This is a genomic window from Streptococcus sp. zg-86 (genome assembly GCF_017639855.1).
GTDB lineage: Bacteria > Bacillota > Bacilli > Lactobacillales > Streptococcaceae > Streptococcus > Streptococcus zhangguiae.
Genome location: NZ_CP072115.1, coordinates 1,442,694 through 1,468,995 on the forward strand (window position 1 = coordinate 1,442,694; position 26,302 = coordinate 1,468,995).

General features: G+C 41.4%; 25 protein-coding genes. 4 read left to right on the forward strand and 21 right to left on the reverse strand.

Annotation, left to right across the window (positions count from 1 at the left end):
- Positions 1-12: 12 nt before the first annotated feature.
- The 18 genes from uidA to ligA all read right to left on the reverse strand — a co-directional run bounded on the left by uidA (position 13) and on the right by ligA (position 18,047).
- Entirely contained in the window at positions 13-1,812 is a 1,800-nt protein-coding gene (gene uidA, locus J5M87_RS06875) for a beta-glucuronidase (RefSeq protein ID WP_154608447.1), read from the reverse strand.
- 17 nt (positions 1,813-1,829) lie between these two features.
- Positions 1,830-2,858, reverse strand: coding sequence for a sugar kinase (locus tag J5M87_RS06880; RefSeq protein ID WP_154608448.1), 1,029 nt, complete (start codon positions 2,856-2,858; stop codon positions 1,830-1,832).
- A gap of 66 nt (positions 2,859-2,924) precedes the next feature.
- Complete coding sequence (locus tag J5M87_RS06885) at positions 2,925-4,469, reverse strand: MFS transporter (protein WP_154608449.1); 1,545 nt, start codon at positions 4,467-4,469, stop codon at positions 2,925-2,927.
- Between the two features lie 215 nt (positions 4,470-4,684).
- Positions 4,685-5,146: a GNAT family N-acetyltransferase gene (locus J5M87_RS06890; RefSeq protein ID WP_154608450.1), complete on the reverse strand. Its 462-nt coding sequence runs from the start codon at positions 5,144-5,146 to the stop codon at positions 4,685-4,687.
- A gap of 8 nt (positions 5,147-5,154) precedes the next feature.
- A complete protein-coding gene (locus tag J5M87_RS06895; RefSeq protein WP_154608451.1) occupies positions 5,155-5,985 on the reverse strand; it encodes a DNA/RNA non-specific endonuclease in 831 nt (276 codons plus the stop codon).
- A 136-nt stretch (positions 5,986-6,121) separates the two neighbouring features.
- Entirely contained in the window at positions 6,122-6,316 is a 195-nt protein-coding gene (locus J5M87_RS06900) for a DNA-directed RNA polymerase subunit beta (RefSeq protein ID WP_154608452.1), read from the reverse strand.
- A complete protein-coding gene (gene murA, locus J5M87_RS06905) occupies positions 6,317-7,591 on the reverse strand; it encodes a UDP-N-acetylglucosamine 1-carboxyvinyltransferase (protein ID WP_154608453.1) in 1,275 nt (424 codons plus the stop codon). It lies immediately after the preceding gene.
- A 73-nt stretch (positions 7,592-7,664) separates the two neighbouring features.
- Positions 7,665-7,895: a DUF1146 family protein gene (locus J5M87_RS06910; RefSeq protein WP_154608454.1), complete on the reverse strand. Its 231-nt coding sequence runs from the start codon at positions 7,893-7,895 to the stop codon at positions 7,665-7,667.
- Positions 7,896-8,268: 373 nt separating this feature from the next.
- Positions 8,269-8,685 (reverse strand): F0F1 ATP synthase subunit epsilon, encoded by a 417-nt coding sequence (locus J5M87_RS06915; protein WP_154608455.1) that lies wholly within the window; start codon positions 8,683-8,685, stop codon positions 8,269-8,271.
- Positions 8,686-8,694: 9 nt separating this feature from the next.
- A complete protein-coding gene (atpD, locus tag J5M87_RS06920; protein WP_154608456.1) occupies positions 8,695-10,101 on the reverse strand; it encodes a F0F1 ATP synthase subunit beta in 1,407 nt (468 codons plus the stop codon).
- Between the two features lie 379 nt (positions 10,102-10,480).
- Positions 10,481-11,356 (reverse strand): F0F1 ATP synthase subunit gamma, encoded by an 876-nt coding sequence (locus J5M87_RS06925; protein WP_067089061.1) that lies wholly within the window; start codon positions 11,354-11,356, stop codon positions 10,481-10,483.
- 12 nt (positions 11,357-11,368) lie between these two features.
- On the reverse strand, positions 11,369-12,874 hold the full coding sequence (atpA, locus tag J5M87_RS06930; protein WP_154608457.1) for a F0F1 ATP synthase subunit alpha: 1,506 nt from the start codon (positions 12,872-12,874) through the stop codon (positions 11,369-11,371).
- 21 nt (positions 12,875-12,895) lie between these two features.
- Positions 12,896-13,429 (reverse strand): F0F1 ATP synthase subunit delta, encoded by a 534-nt coding sequence (locus J5M87_RS06935; RefSeq protein ID WP_067089053.1) that lies wholly within the window; start codon positions 13,427-13,429, stop codon positions 12,896-12,898.
- On the reverse strand, positions 13,429-13,932 hold the full coding sequence (atpF, locus tag J5M87_RS06940; RefSeq protein ID WP_067089050.1) for a F0F1 ATP synthase subunit B: 504 nt from the start codon (positions 13,930-13,932) through the stop codon (positions 13,429-13,431). The genes J5M87_RS06935 and atpF overlap by 1 nt, the downstream gene beginning before the upstream one ends.
- 18 nt (positions 13,933-13,950) lie before the next feature.
- Positions 13,951-14,667 (reverse strand): F0F1 ATP synthase subunit A, encoded by a 717-nt coding sequence (gene atpB / locus J5M87_RS06945; RefSeq protein ID WP_160463255.1) that lies wholly within the window; start codon positions 14,665-14,667, stop codon positions 13,951-13,953.
- Positions 14,668-14,703: 36 nt separating this feature from the next.
- Positions 14,704-14,907, reverse strand: coding sequence for a F0F1 ATP synthase subunit C (locus J5M87_RS06950; RefSeq protein ID WP_067089042.1), 204 nt, complete (start codon positions 14,905-14,907; stop codon positions 14,704-14,706).
- A 141-nt stretch (positions 14,908-15,048) separates the two neighbouring features.
- A complete protein-coding gene (locus tag J5M87_RS06955; RefSeq protein ID WP_154608458.1) occupies positions 15,049-16,080 on the reverse strand; it encodes a diacylglycerol kinase family lipid kinase in 1,032 nt (343 codons plus the stop codon).
- 8 nt (positions 16,081-16,088) lie between these two features.
- Positions 16,089-18,047, reverse strand: a complete 1,959-nt coding sequence (gene ligA, locus J5M87_RS06960; RefSeq protein ID WP_154608459.1) for an NAD-dependent DNA ligase LigA — start codon at positions 18,045-18,047, stop codon at positions 16,089-16,091.
- Positions 18,048-18,193: 146 nt separating this feature from the next.
- On the opposite strand from ligA, the gene J5M87_RS06965 reads away from it, so the two are divergent.
- The 4 genes from J5M87_RS06965 to zwf all read left to right on the forward strand — a co-directional run bounded on the left by J5M87_RS06965 (position 18,194) and on the right by zwf (position 22,236).
- The gene (locus J5M87_RS06965) at positions 18,194-18,334 is read left to right on the forward strand and encodes an SPJ_0845 family protein (RefSeq protein ID WP_181351479.1); all 141 of its coding nucleotides are present in this window, start codon (positions 18,194-18,196) and stop codon (positions 18,332-18,334) included.
- Positions 18,335-18,343: 9 nt separating this feature from the next.
- Positions 18,344-19,246 carry a permease gene (locus J5M87_RS06970; RefSeq protein WP_154608460.1) on the forward strand — a complete coding sequence of 301 codons (903 nt, stop codon included), beginning with the start codon at positions 18,344-18,346 and terminating at the stop codon, positions 19,244-19,246.
- A 1-nt stretch (position 19,247) separates the two neighbouring features.
- Complete coding sequence (locus J5M87_RS06975) at positions 19,248-20,063, forward strand: TIGR03943 family putative permease subunit (RefSeq protein WP_154608461.1); 816 nt, start codon at positions 19,248-19,250, stop codon at positions 20,061-20,063.
- A 688-nt stretch (positions 20,064-20,751) separates the two neighbouring features.
- Complete coding sequence (zwf, locus tag J5M87_RS06980; RefSeq protein WP_154608462.1) at positions 20,752-22,236, forward strand: glucose-6-phosphate dehydrogenase; 1,485 nt, start codon at positions 20,752-20,754, stop codon at positions 22,234-22,236.
- A gap of 834 nt (positions 22,237-23,070) precedes the next feature.
- On the opposite strand, the gene ftsY is transcribed toward zwf, so the two are convergent.
- The 3 genes from ftsY to J5M87_RS06995 are packed head-to-tail and all read right to left on the reverse strand — an operon-like array spanning position 23,071 to position 26,012.
- Positions 23,071-24,402 (reverse strand): signal recognition particle-docking protein FtsY, encoded by a 1,332-nt coding sequence (ftsY, locus tag J5M87_RS06985; RefSeq protein ID WP_154608463.1) that lies wholly within the window; start codon positions 24,400-24,402, stop codon positions 23,071-23,073.
- Positions 24,389-25,216 (reverse strand): Cof-type HAD-IIB family hydrolase, encoded by an 828-nt coding sequence (locus J5M87_RS06990; protein ID WP_154608464.1) that lies wholly within the window; start codon positions 25,214-25,216, stop codon positions 24,389-24,391. Before J5M87_RS06990 ends, ftsY begins: the two co-directional genes overlap by 14 nt.
- Positions 25,206-26,012 (reverse strand): Cof-type HAD-IIB family hydrolase, encoded by an 807-nt coding sequence (locus J5M87_RS06995; RefSeq protein WP_154608465.1) that lies wholly within the window; start codon positions 26,010-26,012, stop codon positions 25,206-25,208. The genes J5M87_RS06990 and J5M87_RS06995 overlap by 11 nt, the downstream gene beginning before the upstream one ends.
- Positions 26,013-26,302: the final 290 nt, after the last annotated feature.

The window sequence follows — 26,302 nt, forward strand, 5'->3', positions numbered from 1 at the left end:
CACCATTATAGCTTATTTTGACTTATAATGGTAGTCAGGAATCGCTAGCCAACGCTTTTTAAATTCACGAACAACTTGTTTTGGTTCGCGATTTCGTGAAAAGAGCCCCTTGTGATTTCCTTTCACACGAATCAACATCACGTTTGTTTCAAAATCAGCAAAATTCCAAACCTGTTCTCCAACTAAATTTGAAATTTCATCAAATACACCATGATTCATCGTATAGTAGTCAATTTGATATCCTTCTGTATAGGGAATGTCCCACATTGAATGCAAGCCAGGCAAGGTATCTGCTCCGTACTCAGTAATGAGGATTGGCTTATCTGGATACAAGGATTGCCACCTTAACAATTCTTCTCGAAGACCTTTTTCTGCTTTGGATAAATCGCCATGATGAACATACCAACCATAATAGCGATTCAAGGAAATCACATCTACTAAATCCATAACCTGATCCTTATCAGGAGTTGCCATCATAATGTTCACCAATGTAACTGGTCTATGTTGCGGGTCTGTTTCTCTCATGCGCTCAATGAGGGGTTTAAAGTAAGCCCTTGCTCCGTCCTCATGACTGGCAGGCTCATTTGCAACAACCCACATCACAACTGACGGATGATTTTTATCTCGTGCAATCAACTCATCAATGACCTGTTCGTGCGCTTCTTTTGTCTGCATCAGCTCCCATGTATTGCGTTGCTTTTCACCATCTCCTAGTAAGTCTAATGCCGCACTGAATTGCTGGAATAATCCAACAGCTGGAACTTCATCAATCACGACAATTCCCATTCTATCCGCTAAACGCATCATCTCCTCAGAATAAGGATAGTGCGATGTGCGGAATGAATTGGCCCCAATTTCTTTTAACAAATTCAAATCAATCAGATTCGCAGCTTCATTTAAGCCACGACCGTTGATATAGGTATCTTCATGCTTTCCGAATCCTTTAAAATAAAATGGTTTCTGGTTGATAAAGAACTGGCCGTTTTCAACTTTGACACTACGTATTCCAAACGATTCTGTATAGGTATCTACCAGTTCACCTTTCTCCCATAACTCTACACGTACGCTATAGAGATAAGCATCTAGCACCTCCCAAAGGCGAGGGGATTGAATGTGAAGTTGACCATTTTCAAGCCTTCCAACTACTTTTTTATCCTCAGCAAAAATAGTCATTCGCACCTCTTCTACAGGTGTGACACTTTGAACGTCTACTTTGACTACAGCTTCTGATAAGTCTTCTGACAATTGAGTTGTAACGATGATATCTTTTATATGATTTTTAGGACGAGTATAGAGATGGACATTGCGATGAATGCCCGCATAATTGTAAAAATCAAAATTCTCAAGCACTTTTTTCCGAACAGAACCATCTTCTTGCACTTCTTCAACATAATTTCCAACAGGCAAGGTTGTGTAGTTCAATTCATTATTGACACAAACAGTCAGGCGGATTGTTTCTTCCTGATAGAGTTCTTCTGGGACAACAAACTCAAATGGTGTAAATCCACCTTTATGCTCACCCAAGAATTGCCCATTCACGTAGATTGCACCATGATGAGTCACCGATCCAAAACGAATCACCAATTCCTCTTTGCTGTCAAGACGAGGAACAGAAAACTCTGTTTCATACCAGTTGTCACCAATATAAGATCGTTTGTCTTTATCAACTACAACATCATTAAAAGATGTCGGAACCACCATGACCTCATTCGTTGAAAGCACTTCTTGCGGAGAATGAGCACCCTGCATGAAGCGCCAAACACCATTTAAACTATGAACCGCTCTTGATTTTGTACTAATAGGATATAACATCGTTACCTTCTTTCTTTTTATCTTTTTATTTCATAGGAGTCATGAGCCAACAAGTGCTGAATATCTGAAGGAGTAATCATGTTGACATCTCCTTCTATCGTATGCTTAAAGACAAAACTTGCCATGGCTGTATCCAAGACTTGCTGTCCTTCTTGACCCATTAAACAACCATAAATAATTCCTGCTGTAAAAGCATCTCCTGTTCCAACACGATCCAAGACTTGAATCGTTTCTTTTTCCGTTTCATACAGGGTTTGACCCTCATATAAGAATCCTTTTAATTTATACTCATTCGAATAGCCCATTTCGCGCTGGGTAAAGGCAATCGCATCCAATTGATAGCGTTTTTCAATTGCTGCTAGAACTGTCAGCAAATCCTCTTTATTTTCATATGGTGGTTTTAGCTGTAGTTCATCTTTCAAATCACGACCAGTTTCATCCAAGAGTAAAATAGGCTCCAAACCGATACAAACATTAGCCAGTTCAATGAGAGGAGCTAATTTCTCTCTTGCTTCGGCAAAGGAATTCCATAGACTTGCCCTATAGTTCAAATCAAATGAAATTTTTACCCCTTTTTCTTGGGCCATTTTCATCAATCGGTAGGCCAATTCATAGGTGTCATCATTCAAGGCTGCTGTGATACCACTCACGTGAAACCAATCTACTTGATCAAAGACTCCTTCTAATGGATAATCAGGATAGGTTGCCTGTGAAAAAGAAGAAAACTCCCGATCATAAATCACCTGACTAGCACGAACAGAAAAACCTTTTTGATAATAATAGAGTCCCAAGCGCCCTTTGTGCTTAATCAGATAGTGTTGCTCAATTTGACGAGCAAATAAGAAATGCTCTGCCATTTTTCCAAGCTCATTATCAGGAATCGCTGAAATCAATGACGTTTTATGTCCTAACTGAGCCAGGGTTGCAAGTACATTTAATTCCGATCCTCCGAATTGACATTCCAAACAACTAGCCTGAAGCATTGTCTGATAATTTGGTGGAGATAAGCGCAATAATATTTCGCCCAAACCTACTACTTTCTTCATTTCTTAGCCTCCTGAAAAAATTAGCCCAGCTTATCATTGCCAGGCTATCATTATTCTAATAGTCTCTTATTTTTCCTCAACGTCATATTTAGTGACATCGACATAATCCATATCTGATAGCGGTACATTTTTCGCAATCGCTTGGACTCGTTCTTCGTCTTTTGCTGCTTTCATGACATGAATTTTCTCTTGAACTTGTGCCATCGTCACTTGATCCAATGTATAGAACTTCATAAGGAATAAGGAAATCAACAGCATCGCTGCTGGTACAAACACAAGCAAGGTAATAATTGCACCTTTTAAGGCTGGTGACAATGGCGTTTCTGCTGTCGGATATGCCTTTGCAAAACCAATTCCTGCCAAGACAAAACCAACTACCATTGGAGCAAATGAAGAAGCAATCGAATCTGTCAATGAGAAGATTGTTCCAATCATTCCGGATACATAACGGCCTGAAACAGATGTCTCATAGTCAGAAATATCTGCCCCCATTGTCAAGACTAGTCCAGAAGGTGCTGTTGCAAATGACCGCAACGCATACAAAACAACAAATGCTACACTGTATAGATTCCATTTCACGAAATCGAGTGAACCAGGACCTCCAAAATAGAGTAAGGTTCCAAGTAGAATCATCACGACAATCCCAATCTGCAAGGAAGTAACGTAGGCTTTACGCAGACCTTTTTTCCGTGCAAGAGTTGCAGCTGAAACAATGACAAGAATATTTGGAATCACCATCAAGCCAGAAATAGCACCTGAAAGAGCATAATTTCCAAATAAAATACCGAACAACATAACAACAACAACAGAATCACTAAATAATTGAGCAACAAATTTTACAAGGGCTGCTGAAATCGATAGGACTTGCAATGGACGATTGCCTTTGATGATTTTCCAATAATCTTTGAGGGTTGTTTTCTGTGTTTTTTCTTCACCCAAACCAAAGTATTTTTTATTATCTTTTTGCCAAATACCAATAACTGATAAGACTGCTAGCACTGCAGAAATACTAATAACACCCAGCATCAACTCTGCAAAGAAGCCTTCTGTAAATCCTCCATGTTTTGGAACAAGATAGCTTGAAATCACAATTTGACTACCTGAAAAAAGAATAGCAGACATGATTCCATCCACAATATTAAAGATTGGACGTTGCTTTGGATCATTGGTAAGAGCTGTTTGACCTGCTTTAGTAATCGTCTGTTGCAAAGAATAGCCAATTTTGTGAATAAGCAAAGCGACAATAAACAAAGGCATTGTCATCGCACTTCCAAAATGATGAATATTGAACAAGAACACAAACGATAGAGCGGTAATAATATTCCCCAATACTAGGATAGGACGATATTTCCCAAATTTAGTATCCGTCTTATCAATCAAAACACCAATCGCAGGATCAATAAATCCATCAAAAATACGAATATACCCCATCAATTGACTAACAAATAAAACAGCTAGTCCTAGGACACCCGTTGAAAAATACGTTACAAAACTAAAAGCTACTAGATAAATATTTGTAGATGTATTGTTGGTCGCAAATAAAATAATTTGCCACAATTTTGCACGATTATAGGTCACATCAGCTGTTCTTTGTTCAACTGTTTTGTCCATTTGAAAATCTCCTATTTTCTATATTTTTCCACAACATTATTTGAAAGCGCTTTTGTTGTACCTTTATTGTATAATTCATCTGATGTTTTGTCAACAATTTTTGCGTATTTTTTCTAAAAAAGGCATTTTTAGGGAAAAACAAGCTAAAATACATCTGATAATTAACAAAAATAGGTCAGAGGACTTTCAAGTCTTCTGACCACTTCCTTCTCATATTATAAATCTCGTCTATACGAATACCCTTTTTCTGTCTCCCTTTGAATCTCAAATCCGCAAGCAGTAAAACATTTCTGGGAAGCGTAGTTCCCCTTATAGATTTCCCTGACATGTAGTGCAGAATAGCCTCGTTTTTTGGCCTCTGCGACTAGAGCTTGAACAATCTTTTTCCCAAGTCCTTGTCCCCGATAGGCTGAATCCCCAATCACAATTGGCAAATCATTCTGTGAAAAGGTGACATCGCCAATTGCCTTCCAGTCCGTTTCCTCTTGAACTTCAATCGTATAGAGCTCACCTACCTGATCCAAGTAAGCATACATTCGCTGTAATTTTTCAAGACTGTAGCTTTCCCTCACTCCATCTACAAGATAAACCACTTCTTGATTCTGATACCAAGTAAGAGCTTCGCTATCATTTGGTTTACCACGCCTTAAGCGCAGTTTTTCTTCAATCTCAATCATCTCATCTCCTACTGGTTAAGATGAATCTTCCCACTGTAATAATCAATAATTAAACCTTGCTGGACATTTGGGACAAAAACATTAAACTCCAGACTGCCGTCTGCTGCTTTCGCTTCCAAATGACTTCCTACTGGCACTAAATCTTCCTGCGATTGATAGATCAATGTCACTCGATACCGTACCCGTTTATTTTGATCTAAGGCTCTACGTATCTGTGTTTCAAAATAATTTTGACCTGTCGCATCTGGGCGATTGGATTGGTTGGACCACGCAGTCTGGACGGCTATATTTTTAGGGTTACTGGTTGAAGCATCGTACCCTTTTAACCCACCAACTAAGGAATAAGCTAATAAGTGCCCTCTATCAATGGCATGGTTGTATTCCCCTTCTAAATGCCTTACTTGGTGCCAACCAGCTGGCTTCCAATTGGTTGGACCATTTCCAGTTTCTTCACGCTTTTGATACTGACGGGTTGCCTTACTTAAAAGAGCATTTGCGACAGTTGGTACCAGTTTCCCCTGCGCAGTCTTAGTTCGATTATCTGCATAAGGAGCGCTCGCTACAGAGGCGTCCAAATCAGTTTGATTGCCATTGACAATGAAAGCACCTGCTCCGTTGTAGACAAGGTCAGCTCCCAACTGGACCCGTACTGTATCCGTCAAAACGGAACGTGCTAGCTCTTCTGAAGGCCTAGATGTAGCGGTTTCTACTCTAGTAACTGGTCGATGAGATACGGTCGAAGGTTCTTCTGCCCAAAAATAACCACCAGCCACCAGTAAGAGTGTGATCACTAGGCTAGCTAGACTCATACTCTGTTTTTTTGTTTTTTTCCTTGCCATATTACTCCTAACAAAATCTACAGTGAAAGAGGCTGAACCATCGTACTCAGCCTACTCATCTTCTTAACTTGAACTGTTTTCTATTTTAATGGCTGAACCAAACCAGCCTATCCTAGAACATGGCAGTCACTGATGACTACTTTCCTGTAAATTTACCAATCAATTCCTGCCATTTTTCAGGGGATAAAATAGCCCAAATATTGCTACCATCTCCAATGACACCATAACCAACCATGAGTCCAATTGCAAAAATAATCAGTGCCAAAAGAATAACAAAGAGAATCAATAGTATTTGATTGCCAACAAAACGTAGATTTTCTTTTTGATCCATCTATTTTTCTCCATTAATGCGTTCAATATCTGCCCCTAAGGCAGCCAATTTCTCATGGAAACGGTAATACCCACGATCCAAATGTGTTAATTTTCCGACAGTTGTCACACCTTCGGCTACTAACCCTGTCAGAATAAGAGCAGCACTGGCTCTCAAATCTGTTGACATGACTTCTGCTCCCTGAAGCGTATTACCACCGGTAATAATAGCCGTATCACGTAAAATATCTGAGTGCAAATCCATCCGACGCAACTCTTCCAAATGCTGAAAACGATTTTCGAAAACTGTCTCAATCATGGTTGATTCACCCTTAGCCACAGCCATTAATGCTGTAAACTGAGCCTGCATATCAGTCGGAAAACCTGGATGTGGTAAGGTCTTGACTGTCACAGGTTTCAATTGTTCCACAGATGACCGAACGCGAATCCCCTCGTCTTCCTCCCTGACATCAATACCCATTTCCTGCATTTTAGAAATCAAGGGACGATTATGCTCCCAAATCGCATCTTTAACTAAGACATCTCCACCAGTCATGGCTGCTGCAACCATAAAGGTTCCTGCCTCAATTCGGTCTTGAACAACCTGGTGTTCTGCTCCATGTAGACTAGATACCCCCTTGATACTAATCGTTTCCGTTCCTGCTCCCTTGACTTTGGCTCCCATTTTATTGAGGAAAATTGCTAAATCAACAATTTCAGGCTCCCGCGCCGCATTTTCAATGACCGTAGTCCCCTCAGCTAGGGTAGCTGCCATCATGAGGTTTTGGGTTGCTCCCACACTTGGAAAATCCATGTAGAGATGGGTTCCTTTCAAGCGCTCAGCTCTTGCTTCAAGATAACCCGCACGCTGATGAATCTCTGCTCCCATTGCTTCCAAACCTTTTAAATGCAAATCAATCGGACGACTACCAATCGTGCAACCCCCAGGCATGGACACCTTGGCATAGCCATTGCGAGCTAAGATAGGGCCCAATACAACGATAGAAGCCCTCATTTGATTGACATATTTATAGGGCGCTTCGCTTCCCAATTCGCCTTGTGCATCAACCAAAATCTCTTTCTTGTCTTGATCAAATGCAACCCTTACTCCTAGCCCATCAACCACACGATTCATGGTGAACACATCCGACAAAATCGGCACATGTAGCAAACGTGACTGCCCCTCACTCGCTAAGATTGCTGCAGCTAATAAGGGCAAAACTGCATTCTTAGCCCCTTCAATGGTCACTTCACCTTTAAGGCGAGTTTTCCCACCTCTGACAATAATTTTATCCATTTTTATTTCCTTTTACTACTATCTGCTCATCCAAAAGGAAAGCTGATTCCGTTTCTACTTTTTTAATGTCCTTCTAGCGGAGAACTTCTGTTAGATTGCGGCTAATGGATAAGACATCCAAAAAGAAAGCAGAGACCAAGTAGCCTAACGCAATCGCCACAAATACAATGAATAGTTGAATTTTCTTTTGATTTTCTGCCGTCCCTTTTACCAACTTCGACCAATCGACTACTGACAACAATAAGTAATGGGCAAGGTAGATAAATAAAAGATGACTACAAACCGTTACCAATGATTTAACCATGCTTTCATTATACCAAAAATTTCTAAAAATTCGTATTTTGAAAAACATCCTGTCTACTCGAGCATGAAAAAGAGGCTGAGCCAAAAGTGCCCAGCCCCGATTCCTTTATAGATTTAACAGTTTGACGCATATCAATAGTCAAGGGAGTGACTATTGATACCTGAGCCTAGAAATTCAAAAGCGAGGACTGTCGGCTTTGTAAAACGTTGATAAATCAACATTCTACAAACTGCGTCAACCTTGCGGGGTAAGAGTAAACGAATCCAGTAGATTCGTTTAGCCCGAACCTAGAAATAAAGGAGTGAGGATAATCGATTTCTGCGAAATACCGATTTTTGTCTCACTCCCTTTACAGTATTCATTTCTTCTACGATTACTTTTGACCAACACGAATCCGATTAATCGCCCGTTGGAGGGCAATGGCTGCCCGTCTTTCCATATCAATATTCTGTGCATGCTGGGCTTCTTCTAGCTCTCTTTCAGCTCGAAGTTTCGCACGCTCGGCACGACTGACATCAATATCACGATCCCGTTCAGCCGAATCAGATACAATGGTAATCAAATCTTTTGAAATTTCAATAATACCGCCATTGACCGCAATCCAATCCACATGATTTTCATCATCGATCCGGCGCACCTTGATCTCATCAATCGCTAGCACAGCAATCAATTCAACGTGCCCAGGATAAATCCCTAGCTCGCCTTCCGTTGTTCGAACGAGTACGAAAGCCGCATGGTGATCATACCGAATACCGTCTGGCGTTACAATTTGTACGGTCATTTGTGCCATAAAACACCTCTAAAATCTCATCTTGGCTGCTTTTGCAATCACATCATCAATTGAACCAACATTGCGGAAAGCGTCTTCTGGTAATGTATCATGCTTACCATCCAAGATTTCTTTAAAGCCACGTACTGTTTCAGCAACTGGTACGTATGAACCTGGCATACCAGTGAATTGCTCTGCAACATTAAAGTTTTGTGATAAGAAGAATTGAATGCGACGAGCACGACCAACCAAGGTCTTTTCATCATCAGACAATTCATCCATTCCCAAGATAGCAATAATATCTTGTAACTCTTGGTAGCGTTGCAAGACGCGTTTTACTTCCATAGCGACCGCATAATGCTCTTCTCCAACAACTTCAGGCGCCAAGGCACGTGAACTAGAGGCAAGAGGATCCACGGCTGGATAAATCCCCAACTGAGTCAATTTCCGCTCTAAGTTAGTCGTTGAATCCAAATGCGCAAAGGCTGTTGCTGGCGCTGGGTCAGTATAGTCATCGGCTGGGACATAAATCGCTTGAATAGATGTTACGGAACCTTTTTTAGTTGAGGTAATCCGCTCCTGCAATTGTCCCATTTCAGTTGCTAGGGTTGGTTGATACCCTACAGCTGACGGCATCCGACCCAAGAGGGCAGAAACTTCAGAACCCGCTTGCGTAAAACGAAAGATATTGTCGATGAACAATAGCACATCCTGACCTTCGACATCACGGAAGTATTCTGCAATCGTCAAGCCAGTCAAGGCAACCCGCATACGAGCACCTGGCGGTTCATTCATCTGTCCAAACACCATGGCTGTTTTTTCAATAACACCTGATTCTTTCATTTCCCAGTAAAGGTCATTCCCTTCACGAGTCCGCTCACCAACACCAGTAAATACTGAAATACCACCGTGTTCTTGAGCGATATTGTGAATCAATTCTTGGATAAGAACCGTTTTACCAACACCGGCACCACCAAAGAGACCGACTTTCCCCCCCTTCAAATAAGGAGCTAGGAGGTCAATAACTTTAATACCTGTTTCCAAAATCTCTGTTGCAGTTGATAATTCATCAAATGTCGGAGCTTTTTTATGAATCGGATGACGTTCCACTACCTCGTCAAATGGTGTCTCCAAGTCAATCGTATCACCTAGAACGTTAAAGACACGACCAAGCGTTTCCTTCCCAACAGGGACAGAAATGGGATGTCCAGTGTCGAGAACTTCCATTCCACGAGTCAAGCCATCTGTTGATTCCATAGCAATGGTTCGAACAACACCATCGCCTAGCTCCAATGCAACCTCAAGCACGACTTTTTGTTTTGATTCATCGTTCTTATAAACGACAAGTGCGTTGTTAATCTCAGGAAGCTTATCATCAGCCGAAAATGCCACATCGACAACCGGCCCAACAACCTGAGTAATTTTGCCTGAACTCATTTTTTCTCCTTTATACAAGATACAAAGGACGTCAAGAGCACAGTAAAAATAGGAGATTGACGATGTGTTCGATGAACACAAGGAAATCTATCTTTTTTACACAGCTCTTAGTCCGTGTTCAATTTATTAAGATATGAGAGCGTTTAAAGCACACAGTGAAAATAGGGAATCTGACGAAGAGTTAGAAAACTCTAGGAAGATTTATCCCTAAAGGGAGCCTCAGTTGTAACCAACTAAAGTTGGAACATCTGCGTCTCTTTTTTACACAGCTCTTAGTCCGTGTTCAATTAAACAAAATCCGAGAACCGTTTAAAGCACACTCTGTAGCTTTCTCCTACTCTTCAAGAAAGCTGAAAAATACTAACTACTCTTGAATCATCTAGTCAAGAGCGCTTGCTCCTGCTACGATTTCTGTAATTTCCTGTGTAATTGCTGCCTGACGCGCCCGATTGTAACGAATGGTCAACTCATCAATCACACTCTTAGCATTATCTGTTGCTGTCTGCATGGCTACCATACCCGCAGCATTCTCAGCCGTTTTAGCGTCTAAAATCGCACCATATATCGTTGATTCTGCATATTGTGTCAAGAGTTGTCCCAAAAGCGCATCCCTACTTGGTTCCAGTTCAAAGGTAGCCGTATAGCCATCTGCCTCATTGTGATCCAAATCTTCGACTGGTAACATCTGCTGTACACGCACTTGACGACTCAAACTATTTATATGGTGATTGTAGCAGACATACAATTCATCAAAAATCTCGTTTTTATACATCTCAACAGATTTTGAAATGATTTTCTGAACATCATCAAAACTTGGATTGTCCGCTAAGCCACGCAATTCGAAGATTGGTTGAATGCCTCTTGCTCGAAAGAAATCCGCTCCCATGCCACCGATAGCAATGATTTCATACTCATCCTTGCTAGTATGGTCCTGCTCAATCATTTCCATAACAGCCTTGAGAATCATCGCATTGTAGCTCCCCTTCAAACCACTATCAGAGGTAATCACAATATAGCCTGATTTTTGGATTGGCCGACGAATCAACATAGGGTTGGTCGAGCCTTCCATCAATTCACCACGGAGCAAGTCTGTCGTAATTTTCCGAACCTTGCTAGCATAAATCTGAAAGGACTTTGCCAATTGCTCTGATTTAGCTAGTTTGGCAGCCGATACCATCTGCATCGCACCTGTGATTTGACTGGTTTTCTTTGTAGAGGCAATTTTTGTTTTTATTTCATTGAGAGAACCTGCCATAACACTTCTCCTTTACTGAAAGACAGACTGGTCTTTGAATTCCTGAATAGCAGCATTCAATTCATCTATATCTGGCAAATCTTTTGTAACCCGAATGGTATCCAAAAGACCGTCATGGTGCAAGTCAAAGTAGGCATAAAGTTCTTCTTCAAAAGCCAAAATATCATCGATTGGTACTGAGTCCAAGAAACCATTTGTCAAGGCATAGAGAATAAGAACTTGTTTCTCAACTGGTAATGGTTTATGAAGCGGCTGCTTCAACACTTCTACTGTCCGACGTCCACGATTTAATTTCGCTTGAGTCGCAGCATCCAAATCTGAACCAAATTGAGTAAAGGCTTCTAATTCACGATAGGAAGCAAGGTCAATCCGAAGTGTACCTGCTACTTTTTTCATCGCCTTAATTTGGGCAGAACCACCAACACGGGATACCGATGAACCTGCATCAATCGCAGGGCGAATTCCTGAGTTGAACAAATCATCTTTCAAGAAAATTTGGCCGTCCGTGATTGAAATAACGTTGGTTGCGATATAGGCTGAGATATCTCCCGCCTGCGTTTCAATAAATGGTAAGGCAGTAATCGATCCACCGCCTAGTTCATCTGATACCTTAGCAGAGCGCTCTAACAAGCGACTGTGTAGATAAAAGACATCCCCTGGATAAGCTTCCCGACCTGGTGGCCGGCGAAGAAGTAGGGATAATTCACGGTAGGCAACCGCTTGTTTTGATAAATCATCGTAAACAACCAAGACATGTTTGCCTTCATACATGAATTCTTCTGCCATTGCAACGCCAGCATACGGCGCCAAGAAAAGCAATGGAGACGGTTGAGAAGCTGAAGCCGTTACCACAATCGTATAATCAAGCGCTCCATATTGACGAAGTGTTTCAACCTGAGTACGGACTGTCGATTCTTTTTGCCCAATTGCCACATAGATACAAATCATATCTTGATCTTTTTGATTCAAAATTGCATCAATGGCAATCGAGGTTTTCCCTGTTTGTCGGTCTCCGATAATCAACTCACGCTGACCACGACCAATTGGCACGAGGGCATCAATTGCCTTTAAGCCTGTTTGAAGAGGCTGGTTAACGGATTTCCGCTGCATCACACCTGGTGCCGGATACTCAATCGGTCTTGTCTTAGTAGTCCGAATTTCACCGAGTCCATCAACAGGCTGTCCAAGTGGATTCACCACACGTCCAATCAAGGCTTGACCAACTGGTACTTCCATGATTTTTCCAGTACGGCGAACAACCGAACCTTCCCGAATATCGGTGAAAGGTCCCAAGATGATAATCCCTACATCGACCGTTTCCAGATTTTGAGCCATTCCGATTGTACCATTTTCAAAAATCAGAAGCTCTCCACTCATGGCATTATCCAATCCGTGAGCACGGGCAATCCCGTCACCAATATAAGTTACAACTCCCGTCTCTGTATAGTCAAAATCGGGCTGAAACCCTTCAATTTGTTGTTTTAGTAAAGCGCTAATTTCTTGTGCATTAATCACCAAAAGAACACCACTTTCTATTTTCTAAAGTCTATTTCGAATTTCTTTCAATTGCGTCCGCACACTGGCATCGATAACCTTGTGGTTGACTGTCACAATAAAGCCACCCAAAACTTCTCTGTCAATTTCTTCTATAATATGACGAACTTTCAACGAAAAACGATTTTCTACCAGATGACGCACCTTTTCTTTTTGTTCCTCTGTCAATGGATAGACAGATACAATATGGGCATCAAACTCTTGCTTGCTCTTGCTGATCAACCGCAGGGCTGCTTCTAGCGTTTCAACGAGCAAATCAGCATGACCGTCACGCGCTACAGCTTCAATCATGTCATTGACTTCTCGGTAGGTTGATTGGCGAATCGCATGAACAAATTCAGCCTTTTCAGCATGAGAAACCGTTGCAGATAAGAGAATTCGATTTAATTTACTATCTTGAATAACCGTGAGAATAGCCGAGATTTGGTCATAAATCGTCCAGACATCCTCGCGATCATATACCTTATCAACGAATGATTGAGCATATTTTTGCACCAAGGCAGTTTCTCTAGCATTCATTATTCTTCTCCTAGCCTATCAATATAGCGACTAATCAATTCGCTATGCGCTTGCTGATCCAAATCCTCTAAGATAATTTTGCTAGCCAAATCAACTGCCAAATCTGCAACTTGAATGTGCAATTTCTCTTGAGCTTCTCGCTTCTCAGCTTCAATTTCCAAATCGGCTTTCTTTTTCAAGGCTTCGATTTCCACTTCAGCTTGTTCCAAAATGCGTTTTTTCTCTAGCTTTGCACGGTCAACAGCATCTTGAACAATCTTTTGTCCTTCTACACGGCCTTGTGCCAACTCTTGTTCTCGTTGTTGAACAAGATCTGAGGCTTCTGCTAATTTTTCTTCTGCTGCATCGATATCTCCTGAAATTTTTGCAGCACGTTCTTCAAAAATACCTGTAATTTTATCCCATGCGAAGAGGCGAATTGCCACAATCAATACGGCAAAAGAAGCCGTAACTAGAATAAAATTACCAAGCATGGTACTATTTATACTTAGTCCTGTAATCATGAATACCTACATCCTTTCCTATTCACCTTCACCTTGAATTTTCTTATTTAAATACATCGAAACCAGCATCACAAACACATAGGCTTGTAAGCAGGAAATAAAGATTGAAAAACCAGTCCAGATGACATTCAATAGGAAGGCAATGGGATAAGCAAACGCACTTTTTTGTGACATCTGCACCAATAGGGTTACCAAAATTTCACCGGCAAAGATATTTCCGTACAGACGAAGCGCGAGAGAAGCTACGTTCGTCACTTCTTCTAAAATATTCATCGGAGCCATTGCCCAAGGGGTTACAAATGCTTTTAAATAATTTTTAAATCCTTGGCGACGAATCCCTTCTACGTGGCAGAAAACAACTGCCATAATGGCCAAACCAAAGTCATAAGCCATATTAGAGGTTGGAGAAGTCCAGAAATTCACACCCTCTGAGGATTCTAATTTCGTCATCAATCCTAGATTATTCGCTAGCAAGAGAAATAGAAAAAGCGTAAAGAAGTACAGAGCATATCTCTTTGACTCGACATCGCCTAAATTTCCTTTTGTAAAATTGATTGTCAACTCATAGACATATTCCAATACATTTTGCTTGCCTTTCGGCTTCAATGTCATGCTGCGACTGGCCCAAAATACGAGTAAAAATATAATGGTAATCGTAACCATTGTAACAATGACCATGGTTACATCAAAGGTTACAGGACCCAGAGTAATTGTTGGAGCTGCAGTTCCTTCCACGATTACTCCCCCTTTCTAATGATTCTGAGGTATTCTTTATCCACGCAAGAACAATGTCATCGCAAGGGTTACGAAGAAAGTACCCTCAATGAAGGCTACGCCCATGAATACTCCTGTCATTAGTTTGCTTTGTAATTCAGGTTGACGTGCTGTAGAGCTAAGGTAACTTGCAACCAGTAATCCCTCACCAACACTAACACCTAAACAGGCAACACCTAAAGCTAATGCAGATACATCCATTTTTAATTCTCCTTTAAAATTTTTATACCATGATAGCATACTCCTAAAAAATGCATTTGTCAAGAAAAGACAGCATTTGAAAGCGTTTTTCTACTTTAGGTGTATAGAAAAAAGAAAAGACTGTTCATCTTTTCTTCCTATTTATATTGTATCATCTAATTGATCTGCTTCCGCAATAAACCGTTTGGCCATATCTTCTCGATTCAATTCGTCTGTATCAAGGGTAATGGCCTCATCTGCCACCTTATCTGTGTCAGCGAAAAATTCAATATGATTTGCCAGATTAATCAGCTCAACTGGAGCATCCCCTCCATATTCACCATCGAGATTTAACATCATGCGATTGTCGCTATCTACGGATTCAATCGTTAGCTGACGGGTCTTGATGTATTCAATCTTATCGCTATCAACATGCTTTCCTCCGTCAATAACGAGACGAATCAAGTGCAGAATCTCAAAGAGATTGCCTGTCTTTACCATAATCAAGGTAAACATACCATCGTCCAACTTAGCATCCGGCACAATCTGCTCAAAACCGCCAATCGAATTGGTTAAGGCGACAAAAATCATGGAGATTTTTCCTTCAAAAACGCCTTCGTCATAGGCTACACGAACAGGAGTAAACTGAACTTGTGGGAGTAATTCTGCTCCCTTTACCACATAGGCAAGGTAGCCAAAAATTGTCTTGAGTTGGCTCGGAACGCTATAGGTTAATTCTGTCAAGGTCCCTGCAGCGGCAATATTGATAAAATAATTGTCTCCAGACTGTTGATTTTTCGCAAGACCAATGTCCATTAAAATCGTCTGTTTCTTCCCAATAACCTTTGCTGCCTCAACTGGATTTCCCCTAGGAATTTTTAGGGCCCTTGCGTAATCATTGGTTGTGCCAGTTGGAATAATGGCCATCTGCGGACGTTTGGGAAGAAAGGCAATCCCATTCACCACTTCGTTAATCGTTCCATCTCCGCCAGCAGCAATCACCAAGTCAAAACCTGCTTCAGCTGCTCTGGTTGCTTCATTTTTCGCTGAATCTTGTTCAGGACTTGTTTGAAAAGCAGAGGTTTCATAGCCAAAACCTTCTAAAATGTGCAGAACTTCTGCTACATTTTTCTTCATAATTTCCTGACCGGAAACAGGATTATAAATCAATCGCGCTCGTTTTCTTTGTTCCATATATGCACCTATAGACTTTCTAACCAGGCCTCGTCTCTCACCTCAATACCCAATTCTTGTGCCTTTGTTAATTTACTGCCTGCATCACTGCCTGCTACTACAAGGTTCGTTTTTTTCGAGACAGATCCTGTAACAGTCGCTCCCAAACGCTCCAGTTTAGCCTTGGCCTCGCCCCGCTTGAGGCGCTCTAATTTTCCAGTCAAGACAATGGTCATACCAGATAAGAGAGCATCGGTTGCAAGACTGTGACCAAGGTAGGTAAGATTGACTCCTAGCAGTTCCAATTCTGCTACTAAGACCTTAGCCCCTTCGCTTGCAAAATAGCTCGTTACAGATTGGGCAATAACGGCTCCTATTCCTTCGAGTGTTGCAATCTCCTCCAAATCAGCTTTGGCAAGATTGGGAATCGAGGTAAAGGTTTCTAATAAAATCTTACTAGCCTTACTGCCGACATGACGAATGCCTAAACCAAACAAAAGTCGTTCTGCCGAATGGGTCTTTGAAGCCTGAATCGCTTGATACAGTTTTGTAGCCGACTTCTCTTTAAAACCTTCTAAGGTCAATAAATCCTCAACAGATAGGCGGTAAATATCTGCCACATCATGGACTAGATTGGCAGAAAAGAGTTTTTCTACAATCGAACTCCCCAAACCAGCAATATTCATGGCATCACGACTCGAAAAATGCTCCAATTTACTTTTTAACTGGGCAGGACAAAGTGGATTGATGCAACGGAGAGCAACCTCGTCCTCATAATGACACAACTCACTACCGCAACTCGGACATTCTCTTGGAATGATGAGAGGTTCTTGCTGATCTCGCTTTGCTTGAACTACTGATAAGACCGCTGGAATAATATCCCCCGCTTTATAGACAATGACCGTATCATGCAGGCGAATATCTTTTTCAGCAATGTAATCCACATTGTGCAAGGTCGCACGACTCACAGTAGTCCCTGCCAGTTGAACAGGTGTCAAATTAGCCGTCGGGGTTACAACGCCCGTTCTGCCGACTGTCCAGTCCACCGATAGAATCTCTGCTTCTTTTTCTTCAGCAGGAAATTTATAGGCAATTGCCCAGCGCGGTGCCTTAATCGTAAAGCCTAATTCATCTTGAATAGCCAGATTATTGACCTTAATCACAACACCGTCAATGTCATAGGGCAATGTCTCTCTCCGACTAGCCAAGTCTTGGATAAAGTCCCAGACATCTTGAATCGTCTCTGCCAAATGGTAATCCTGATTGGTTACAAAACCTAGCTTGGTCAATTTATCAAGAACATGGGACTGACTATCTGCTTCTGTCGGACTGGCTTCTTGGTATAAGAAGGTAGCAAGACCACGTTTGGCTACGATTCTGGTATCCAATTGGCGCAAGGTCCCTGCTGCTGCATTTCGTGGATTGGCAAATTCTACTTCTCCAGCTTCTTGACGAATCTGATTGATGCGATTAAACGAAACTTTGGGCATATAGCATTCGCCACGGACAGTTATATCAAGGGCTTCTGGCAATGTTAGGGGAATATCCTGTACTCGTTTGAGATTTTCTGTGATATTTTCACCAATACTGCCATCTCCACGAGTAGCTCCTACAACCAACTGACCAGCCTCATAGGTCAGCGAAATCGATAAGCCATCAATTTTTAATTCGCAAATATAGGTTGCATTTGGAAATTCCTTACGAATACGGCGGTCAAAGGTTTCCAATTCTTCAAAGGAAAAGGCGTCTTGTAGGCTGTACAAAGGGTATTCGTGCTGGTATTTGCTAAAACCGTCTAGGAGTTTCCCACCCACACGATGACTAGGACTGTTTGGCAAGACCAAATCAGGATGTGCTTCCTCTAGCTCCACCAATTCACGATAGAGCTGATCATATTCAGCATCTGAGACAACTGGGCGGTCTAATCGATAGTAAGCATCTGCGTATTGATTCAGCTGATTTACTAAGTCATTCATTCTATCTTTCATACTGTTATTATACCATGATTTGAGTCAGAACCCGAAACGAAACACTTGCTTTTCAACTTTTAAAAATGGCTAAATTCTGTATTTTTCCAGAAGAAAGAGTATAATAGACTTATCATTATCAAACAACTATTATTTGGAGGTGTTTCATGGCTGTTACATACAAGCGACAAGATGATTTAGAAAAAATGTTAGAAGAATTTGCTTCTTTTGATGCACTCGAAAAAGTGGAGTTCCCAGATCCCAAACCCCAAAAAGAAACAAAAGACCAGAAATCTGCAGAAAAGTAGGTTCGCCTGATGTTGGGATTACAAAACTTACCAGCTTCTGTCTTACAAGCAGGAGCGATTTTTCTTTCTATTGTCATCGAGGCTTTGCCTTTTGTTCTCATTGGTTCCTTAATTTCAGGTTTTATCGATGTCTATGTGACACCAGACCGTGTTCATCAAGCCTTACCTCAAAATCGTTTTTTGAGAATTTTATTCGGAACCTTTATCGGCTTTATTTTTCCTTCTTGTGAATGTGGCATTGTCCCCATTGTTAATCGATTACTGGAGAAAAAAGTTCCTACTTATACAGCTATTCCCTTTTTAGCAACAGCGCCCGTTATCAACCCCATTGTCTTATTTGCCACTTTTACAGCCTTTGGAAATTCGATCAAATTTGCCCTCTATCGTGCCCTTGGTTCCATCCTTGTAGCACTGGTTTTGGGGCTATTTCTCGGTTTTATTCGGACAGATTCGATTGTAAAAGAAACTTCGACACCCCTGCATGAACATCACTTTTACCATCTAACAGGTTGGAAAAAAGTTGGTCAAGCCTTGGTACAGAGTATTGATGAATTTTTCGATACTGGTCGCTATCTGATTTTTGGTTGCCTATTCGCCAGTCTTGTGCAAGTTTACATTCCAACCAGTATCTTGACCAAAATCGGCCACAATCCAGTAACTGCTATTCTCTTAATGATGTTGCTTGCCTTTTTACTATCGCTCTGCTCGGAAGCGGATGCCTTTATCGGTTCTTCATTGCTTGCGACCTTTGGTTTTGCTCCTGTCATGGCCTTTCTCGTTATCGGCCCCATGATTGATATTAAAAATCTCATTATGATGAAGCATTCCTTTAAGACATCCTTTATTCTGCAATTTATCAGCATTATCACGGTTGTCATCGTCCTGTATTGTCTTGCGCTAGGAGGTATCTAGTATGGTTCGTTTCTTAATTTTAGCGGGTTATTTTGAAATGACGCTCTATCTCTACATTTCTGGAAAATTGGATCAGTATATCAATCTCCACTATTCTTATTTAGCCTATCTCTCCATGGTATTGACCTTTATCCTAGCCCTCGTCCAGCTCTACATTTGGATGAAGCAAATGGAAACGCATAGCCATCTTTCTACCAAAATGGCTAAGTTAACCAGTATCGGCCTGCTGCTGATTCCACTTCTTGTTGCTTGGGGCTTTCCGACCGTTCACCTAGATTCGACAACGGTGGCTGCTAAGGGCTATCATTTTCCTCTCGCAGCAGGAAATAATACTGCCATACAAGAACAAGAAGGAACAACCGTTCAATACTTGAAGCCCGATACCTCTGCTTATTTCACCAAGTCCAGTTACCAAGCCGAAATGCGTAAGGTGGCTGAGCGGTATCTGAATCAAGAAACCATTCGTGTAACCAGCGAAAATTACATGGAAGTCATGGAAGCTATCTATGATTATCCGAATGAATTTGTTGGCAAAACAATTGAAATGGTAGGCTTTGTCTACAATGACCCTGATAATGCCAACCAACAATTTCTCTTCCGATTTGGGATTATCCATTGTATTGCTGACTCCGGTGTCTACGGGCTCCTGTCAACTGGCCAAGACACCCAATTTCAAGACAATACCTGGGTTGCAGCTAAGGGAATCATTCAACTTTCCTATCATAGTTCTCTCCAACAAGCCCTTCCGACACTTGAGTTAACAGAATGTGTCAAGATTGAGCAACCGAAAAATCCTTATGTTTACCGTGTCTTTTAGCAGAAAAAATCTCTCTAAAATAGCCATTTCTAATGAGCTTTCACAATAAAAACGATAAAAAGTGGGAAATACAAGTCCGAGCTCAAGCTCGGCTTTTTCTCTTGCATTTTCATGGAGTATTATACTCTATAAAAATCAAAATCTAACTAGCTTCCACAATTGAAAATTGTGGAAGGCTGGAAATAGAACGAGTGCAGCTCGCCCCTTGCAATTGAGAATTGTGGAAGGTAAGAAATAGAGCGAGCATAGCTCGTCTCTACTGAACCATCGGACTAATGCTAGCTGAGGATTATGTCATAATCCTTATTTCCAACCTTCAACAGTCCGATGGACTAATATTAGCTGAGGATTATGACATAATCCTTATTTCCAACCTTCAACAGTCCGATGGACTAACATTGGCTGAGGATTACGACATAATCCTTATTTCCAACCTTCAACAGTCCGATGGACTAATATTAGCTGAGGATTATGACATAATCCTTATTTCCAACCTTCAACAGTCCGATGGACTAATATTAGCCGAGGATTATGTCATAATCCTTATTTCCAACCTTCAACAGTCCACCGGACTGTTGAAGCAAGGTGAGTTAACGACGTCAGACTTTGATTTTTGACGAGTATTAGGTGAATTTTCAGACAATTTATGATATACTAATTAATAAATTCTACAGATTGGAACCTATCTATGTCATCACACGTATTATTTACTATTTTTGGAGCGAGTGGAGATCTTGCTAAACGCAAACTCTATCCCTCACTGTTTCGATTATATAAGGCTGGGCATATTGGACAGCATTTTGCAGTCATCGGTACAGCACGCCGTCCTTGGACCAAGGATTATTTTGAACAAATTGTCATTGAATCGCTCGGAGATTTACCAGACAATACGCGTCAAGCACATGAATTCGCCAGTCATTTCTACTACCAGAGCCACGATGTCAATGATACTGAACACTACATTGCCCTGAAACAATTACAGGAAGAATTAGGCGCAAAATACCAAACCGAACACAACAAGGTTTTCTTCCTCTCTATGGCTCCTGAATTTTTCGGAACCATTGCCAAACATTTGAAATCCGAACAAATTGTTGACGGAAAAGGCTTTGAGCGCTTAATCATTGAAAAACCATTCGGGACAAGCCTAGAGACGGCAGAAAAACTCAATCAGGAATTGTCAGAAACCTTTGAGGAAGAACAAATCTACCGCATTGACCACTACCTTGGCAAGGAAATGGTCCAAAATATCTTTGCTGTTCGCTTTGCTAATATCATTTTTGAACACATTTGGAATCGTGATTATATCGAATCCGTACAAATCAACTTCGCAGAATCAATTGGCGTTGAAGACCGTGGAGGGTACTATGATCATTCTGGCGCCTTGAAAGACATGATTCAAAACCATGCTCTACAAGTTCTCTCGCTACTTGCTATGGATAAGCCAACTAGCTTTAAGGAAGCCGATGTACGAGCTGAGAAAATCAAGGTTTTCCAACATCTGAAACAACAGACAGATGAGGAAATCAAACGCAATTTCATCAGGGGGCAATACACGGCTGGGCATATTGACGGCAAAGACTATGTTGCCTATTTGGAAGAACCAAATATCGTAGCAAATTCTCAGACAGAAACCTTTGCAAGTGGTGTTTTCTTTGTTGATACAGATACATTTCGAGATGTCCCATTCTTCTTCCGTACTGGTAAACGCTTGACGGAAAAAGGAACACGGATTACGATCGTCTTCAAACAGGCACATGATATTTTTGGACAGCAAGCAGAAAAAAATATCTTAACCATTTACATTCAGCCAACGGAAGGTTTCTCACTATCTATCAATGGAAAAGAAGTCGGATCTCACTTTGCCCTTACACCTGCAAAATTAGACTTCCGCCACAATGCAACAGCTCTTGGCAATTCACCAGAAGCCTACGAAAAGCTCTTCTTTGATGTCTTACATGGTGATTCCACCAACTTCAGTCATTGGGAAGAGGTCAAGGCCAGCTGGCAATTTATCGATCAGGTCATCCGAATCTGGCAAGACAACCAAGTCCCTCTCCACTACTATCCAGCAGGAAGCATGGGACCACAAGCCGCATTTGATTTATTAGAAAGCTACGGTAGCAAATGGGTCTGGACGCCAGATGTCTGGTATCGTGAACGCGGATTGCTGTAAGATGACATACAAAAATTCCAATCACCCGATTGGAATTTTTTCTTATATAGTGGATTGAGAAAGGAATAGGACAAGGCAAGGAGCTGCAGATAGAACTGGCGTTCATCAATGCGGCTTAATACTCGTCAAAAATCAAAGTCTGACGTCGTTAACTCACCTTGCTTCAACAGTCCAGCGGACTGTTGAAGGTTGGAAATAAGGATTATGTAATAATCCTCCAGCTTAAAGAAAAAGTCTTTTTATTGCCACCATCCTCATGTACTTTCGGACATCAGCGACTTCCTTCGGAGTAAAATAATCCAGCGGATTATTTTAGCCCGATCCCAGAAACAAAGGAGCGAGGATAATCGATTTCAACGAAATCACGACTTTTGTCTCACTCCCACTTTTAGCACGGCGGTGGCGGCGGTATTATGCTCGCTACGCTCGCAAATTTTCTAACCTTGAAACTACAGAAATTTAAATATTGTTGTAATGTTTTTCTGAATTGTGAGGTTTGTCTACATTCTGAAGGATTATGTAATAATCCTCGGCTAACATTAGTCCAGCGGACTGTTGAAGGTTGGAAATAAGGATTATGTCATAATCCTCAGCTAGCATTAGTCCGATGGTTCAGTGGAGACGAGCTATGCTCGCTCTATTTTCAGCCTTCCACAATTCTCAATTGTAAGGGGCGAGCTGTGCTCGTTTTATTTCCAGCCTTCCACAATTCTCAATTGCAAGGGGTGAGCTGTGCTCGTTTTATTTCCAGCCTTCCACAATTCTCAATTGTGGAAGCTAGTCAGATTTTGATTTTTATAGAGTATAACGATGTCCTAACCTTTAGTCAATTCACTATACTAAACCCTCTAACAGACCTCTCATGAAAGATTCCGAATGAAATTCACCGATGTCATCAATCTTTTCACCAAATCCAATCAGTTTGACTGGAATATCTAGTTCTTGACGAATAGCTAGTACGACACCACCACGTGCAGTACCATCCAATTTCGTCAAAACAAGGCCAGTTAAGGGAGTAATTTTTGAAAATTCCTTAGCCTGAACCAGAGCATTTTGGCCAGTAGAGGCATCAAGAGCTAACAAGGTTTCATGAGGAGCATCTGGTAAACTACGCTTGATAATGCGACCAATTTTTTCTAACTCGGCCATGAGATTTTCCTTGTTTTGCAGGCGACCAGCTGTGTCAATCATGAGAATATCCACCTGCTCTGTCATGGCCTTTTCCATACCGTCAAAAACCACACTAGCTGGATCTGATTTCTCTGGTCCTGTCACAACAGGCACATCTACACGGCGACCCCACTCAACCAATTGCGCTACTGCACCAGCACGGAAGGTATCTGCTGCAACCAACATGACCTTCTTGCCAGCCTGCTTGTAGCGATAAGCCAATTTCCCGATAGAGGTTGTTTTTCCAACCCCATTAACACCGACAAAGAGCATGACTGTCAGACCCTCTTGAAAAGCAATTTGCTCGCTAAACTGACCATCTTTTTCGTAAATATCAACCAATTTTTCGATAATCAACCGGCGCAAAGCTTCGGGCCTTTTGGCATTTTCCAAGCGAGCTTCGTAGCGTAGCTCTTCTGTCAAGTTAGAAGCAACCTGTACACCGACATCACTTGTAATCAGCAATTCCTCTAATTCCTCAAAGAAGTCCTCATCTACTGAACGGAAATTCGCAAAGAATTGATTGAGCTTGGCTCCAAAACCTGTCCGAGTTTTCTTAAGAGTCCGTTGGTATTTCTCCTCTTCACTCTCAGGCGCTAATCCTTCTTCTACTGCTGGCTCATTTTTTATTTGAACAGCATGATTAACTTCCTGCTCTTGTGCTTCCTGAATCCGAAGAGCAGCCGCTTCCTTGGCAGCGTAATATTCTGCCATAAAGTCCAGTGTCCGCTGCTTTTGGGCATCTAGGGTCTCACCAGAAGACTCAGAATCAGCGGATTCTACGAGAGGTATTTCGTCCAGCACTTCCTTGGGCAATTCCTCGGCAGTCTCAGCCGTCTCCTCAATTCCTTCAGCCACTTCATGGGTTTGCTCTATATCATCTAGCGCCTCTGCTCTATCACCACAATCTGCTGTCTCCTCTTGTATCTGGTTTTCTTCTGACAGGGCGAGTTCTTCTTTTTCCTTGTGACCAAACAAGCGATCAAATAGTCCCATTTTCTTCCTCACTTACTACATATTCTTCAATTGCCCAAGCAATGCCGTCTTCATCATTGGTAACTGGCAACACCACCTTAGCAACTTCTTTTAGTTTTGAACTGGCGTTTGCCATTGCAACACCGAGTCCAGCCCATTCGACCATACTGAGATCATTTTCTTCATCACCACAGGCCATTACTTCTGATCGATCAATTCCTAAATGTTCAATCAACTTGGCAAGACCGTTTGCCTTGTGAACTCCCTTTGGACTCCATTCCAAGAGAATATCCCGTGACTTAAAAATTTCAAAGCGTTCATACAAAAATACTGGTAATTTCGTAATCTGTTGGTCTAAAAATACTGCATCAACTGCTGTTACGGCTTTATTATACGTTACGTCTTCAGGAAGAGTGGCATCTGTCGTTGGAATAATCTGTAAAAGCGGATTGCAAGTCGAATAGAGTGAGGCACGCGCCGCATCTAAGGAATAGACATCTCCACCGTGAATCGCATCAAGTGGCAATTCAAGCTGGTTGGTCACCTCACGAATCACACGCACATCTTCAACAGAAAATCCTGTTTCTTCTAAAATACGACCTGTATTTTCTTGAACCAACCCACCATTAAACGTAATTGAATACTGTCCTTCTCCAAGTAAATCCAATTCTGCTAAAAATTGTTCAATTGCTTTTAAGGGCCGTCCAGTTGTCAAGACCACATAAACTCCCTTTTCTCTTGCTGCTTGCAAGGCTTTTTTGTTCTTGTCTGAAATTCGCTTGTCAGATGTCAACAAGGTTCCGTCCAAATCTAAGGCAATCAATTTAATACTCATCTAACATCTCCTCTATATACGCCAAGACAGCTTCATCATTGCAATGGCCAATGACCCTATCCACTATCTGTTTTACTTCTGGCCTCGCATTACTAGTTGCAAGGGCTATCCCTGCAAATTCAAGCATTTCCAAATCATTTTGATTGTCCCCAAAGGCTACCACATCAGTCGCTTCTAGACCACAATACTCACATAATTTGGACAATCCAACCGCCTTATGACTATCTGATAGAATAATATCAACTGAATTAAAACCAGTCGTAACAGCTGTTACGCCATCAAACTCTTGATTCAGCCATTCTTGTGCCACTTCTACTTCTCCAGTTGGAAATGTAGCCACAATTTTGACAATATCTTCTGTCACTTCCGAAAAATCTGACACTAGACTCGTTTTCACATAAAAGGGGGAAATCCTCTCTATAAACTCTCTATCTCCACTCTTTAAAAGATAGGCACCATTTTTCCCTGATAGAACGACACAACTGTTCTGACCGTATGGACTGGCTGATAATCGGCGGACAAGCTCTAGATAGACTATCGGTTCAATAGGCTGATCTTCAAAAATCATCTTTCCTTTGTAGGATACGATTGAACCATTTTCCGCAACAAAAGCCATCTCATCTTCAAAACCTTGGAAAATAGCTTGCAAACTCAACAAGGAACGCCCGCTTGCTGCTGCAAAAAGATAGCCTTTTCGATGAAACTGATCCAATATCTTACGAAAACGATCTCGATTGAACTGATGATCCTCACGAAGAAATGTTCCATCCATATCTGTTGCAATCAACTTAATCATACAATTTAACCTTTATCCTTGTAGGAGTGTGCAAAAAATTCCCAAATTTCTTCTCCCATTATATCACATATCGACAAAAAAGGCGTGCCTTTTCTGACACGCACTTTATGAATGAGTAGCAAGTAACTTTTGTAAATCCAACTGTTCATACTCTATTCATATCAACAGTAGCCTTTTTCGATACGTTATCTAGATAATGTGAACGTAAACAACCTCCTTTAGAGTTTGATTACTATCAACATCAAAAAAGAGAAGACCAAGCTGGTCCTTCCTAGATGGTAGCTGACATC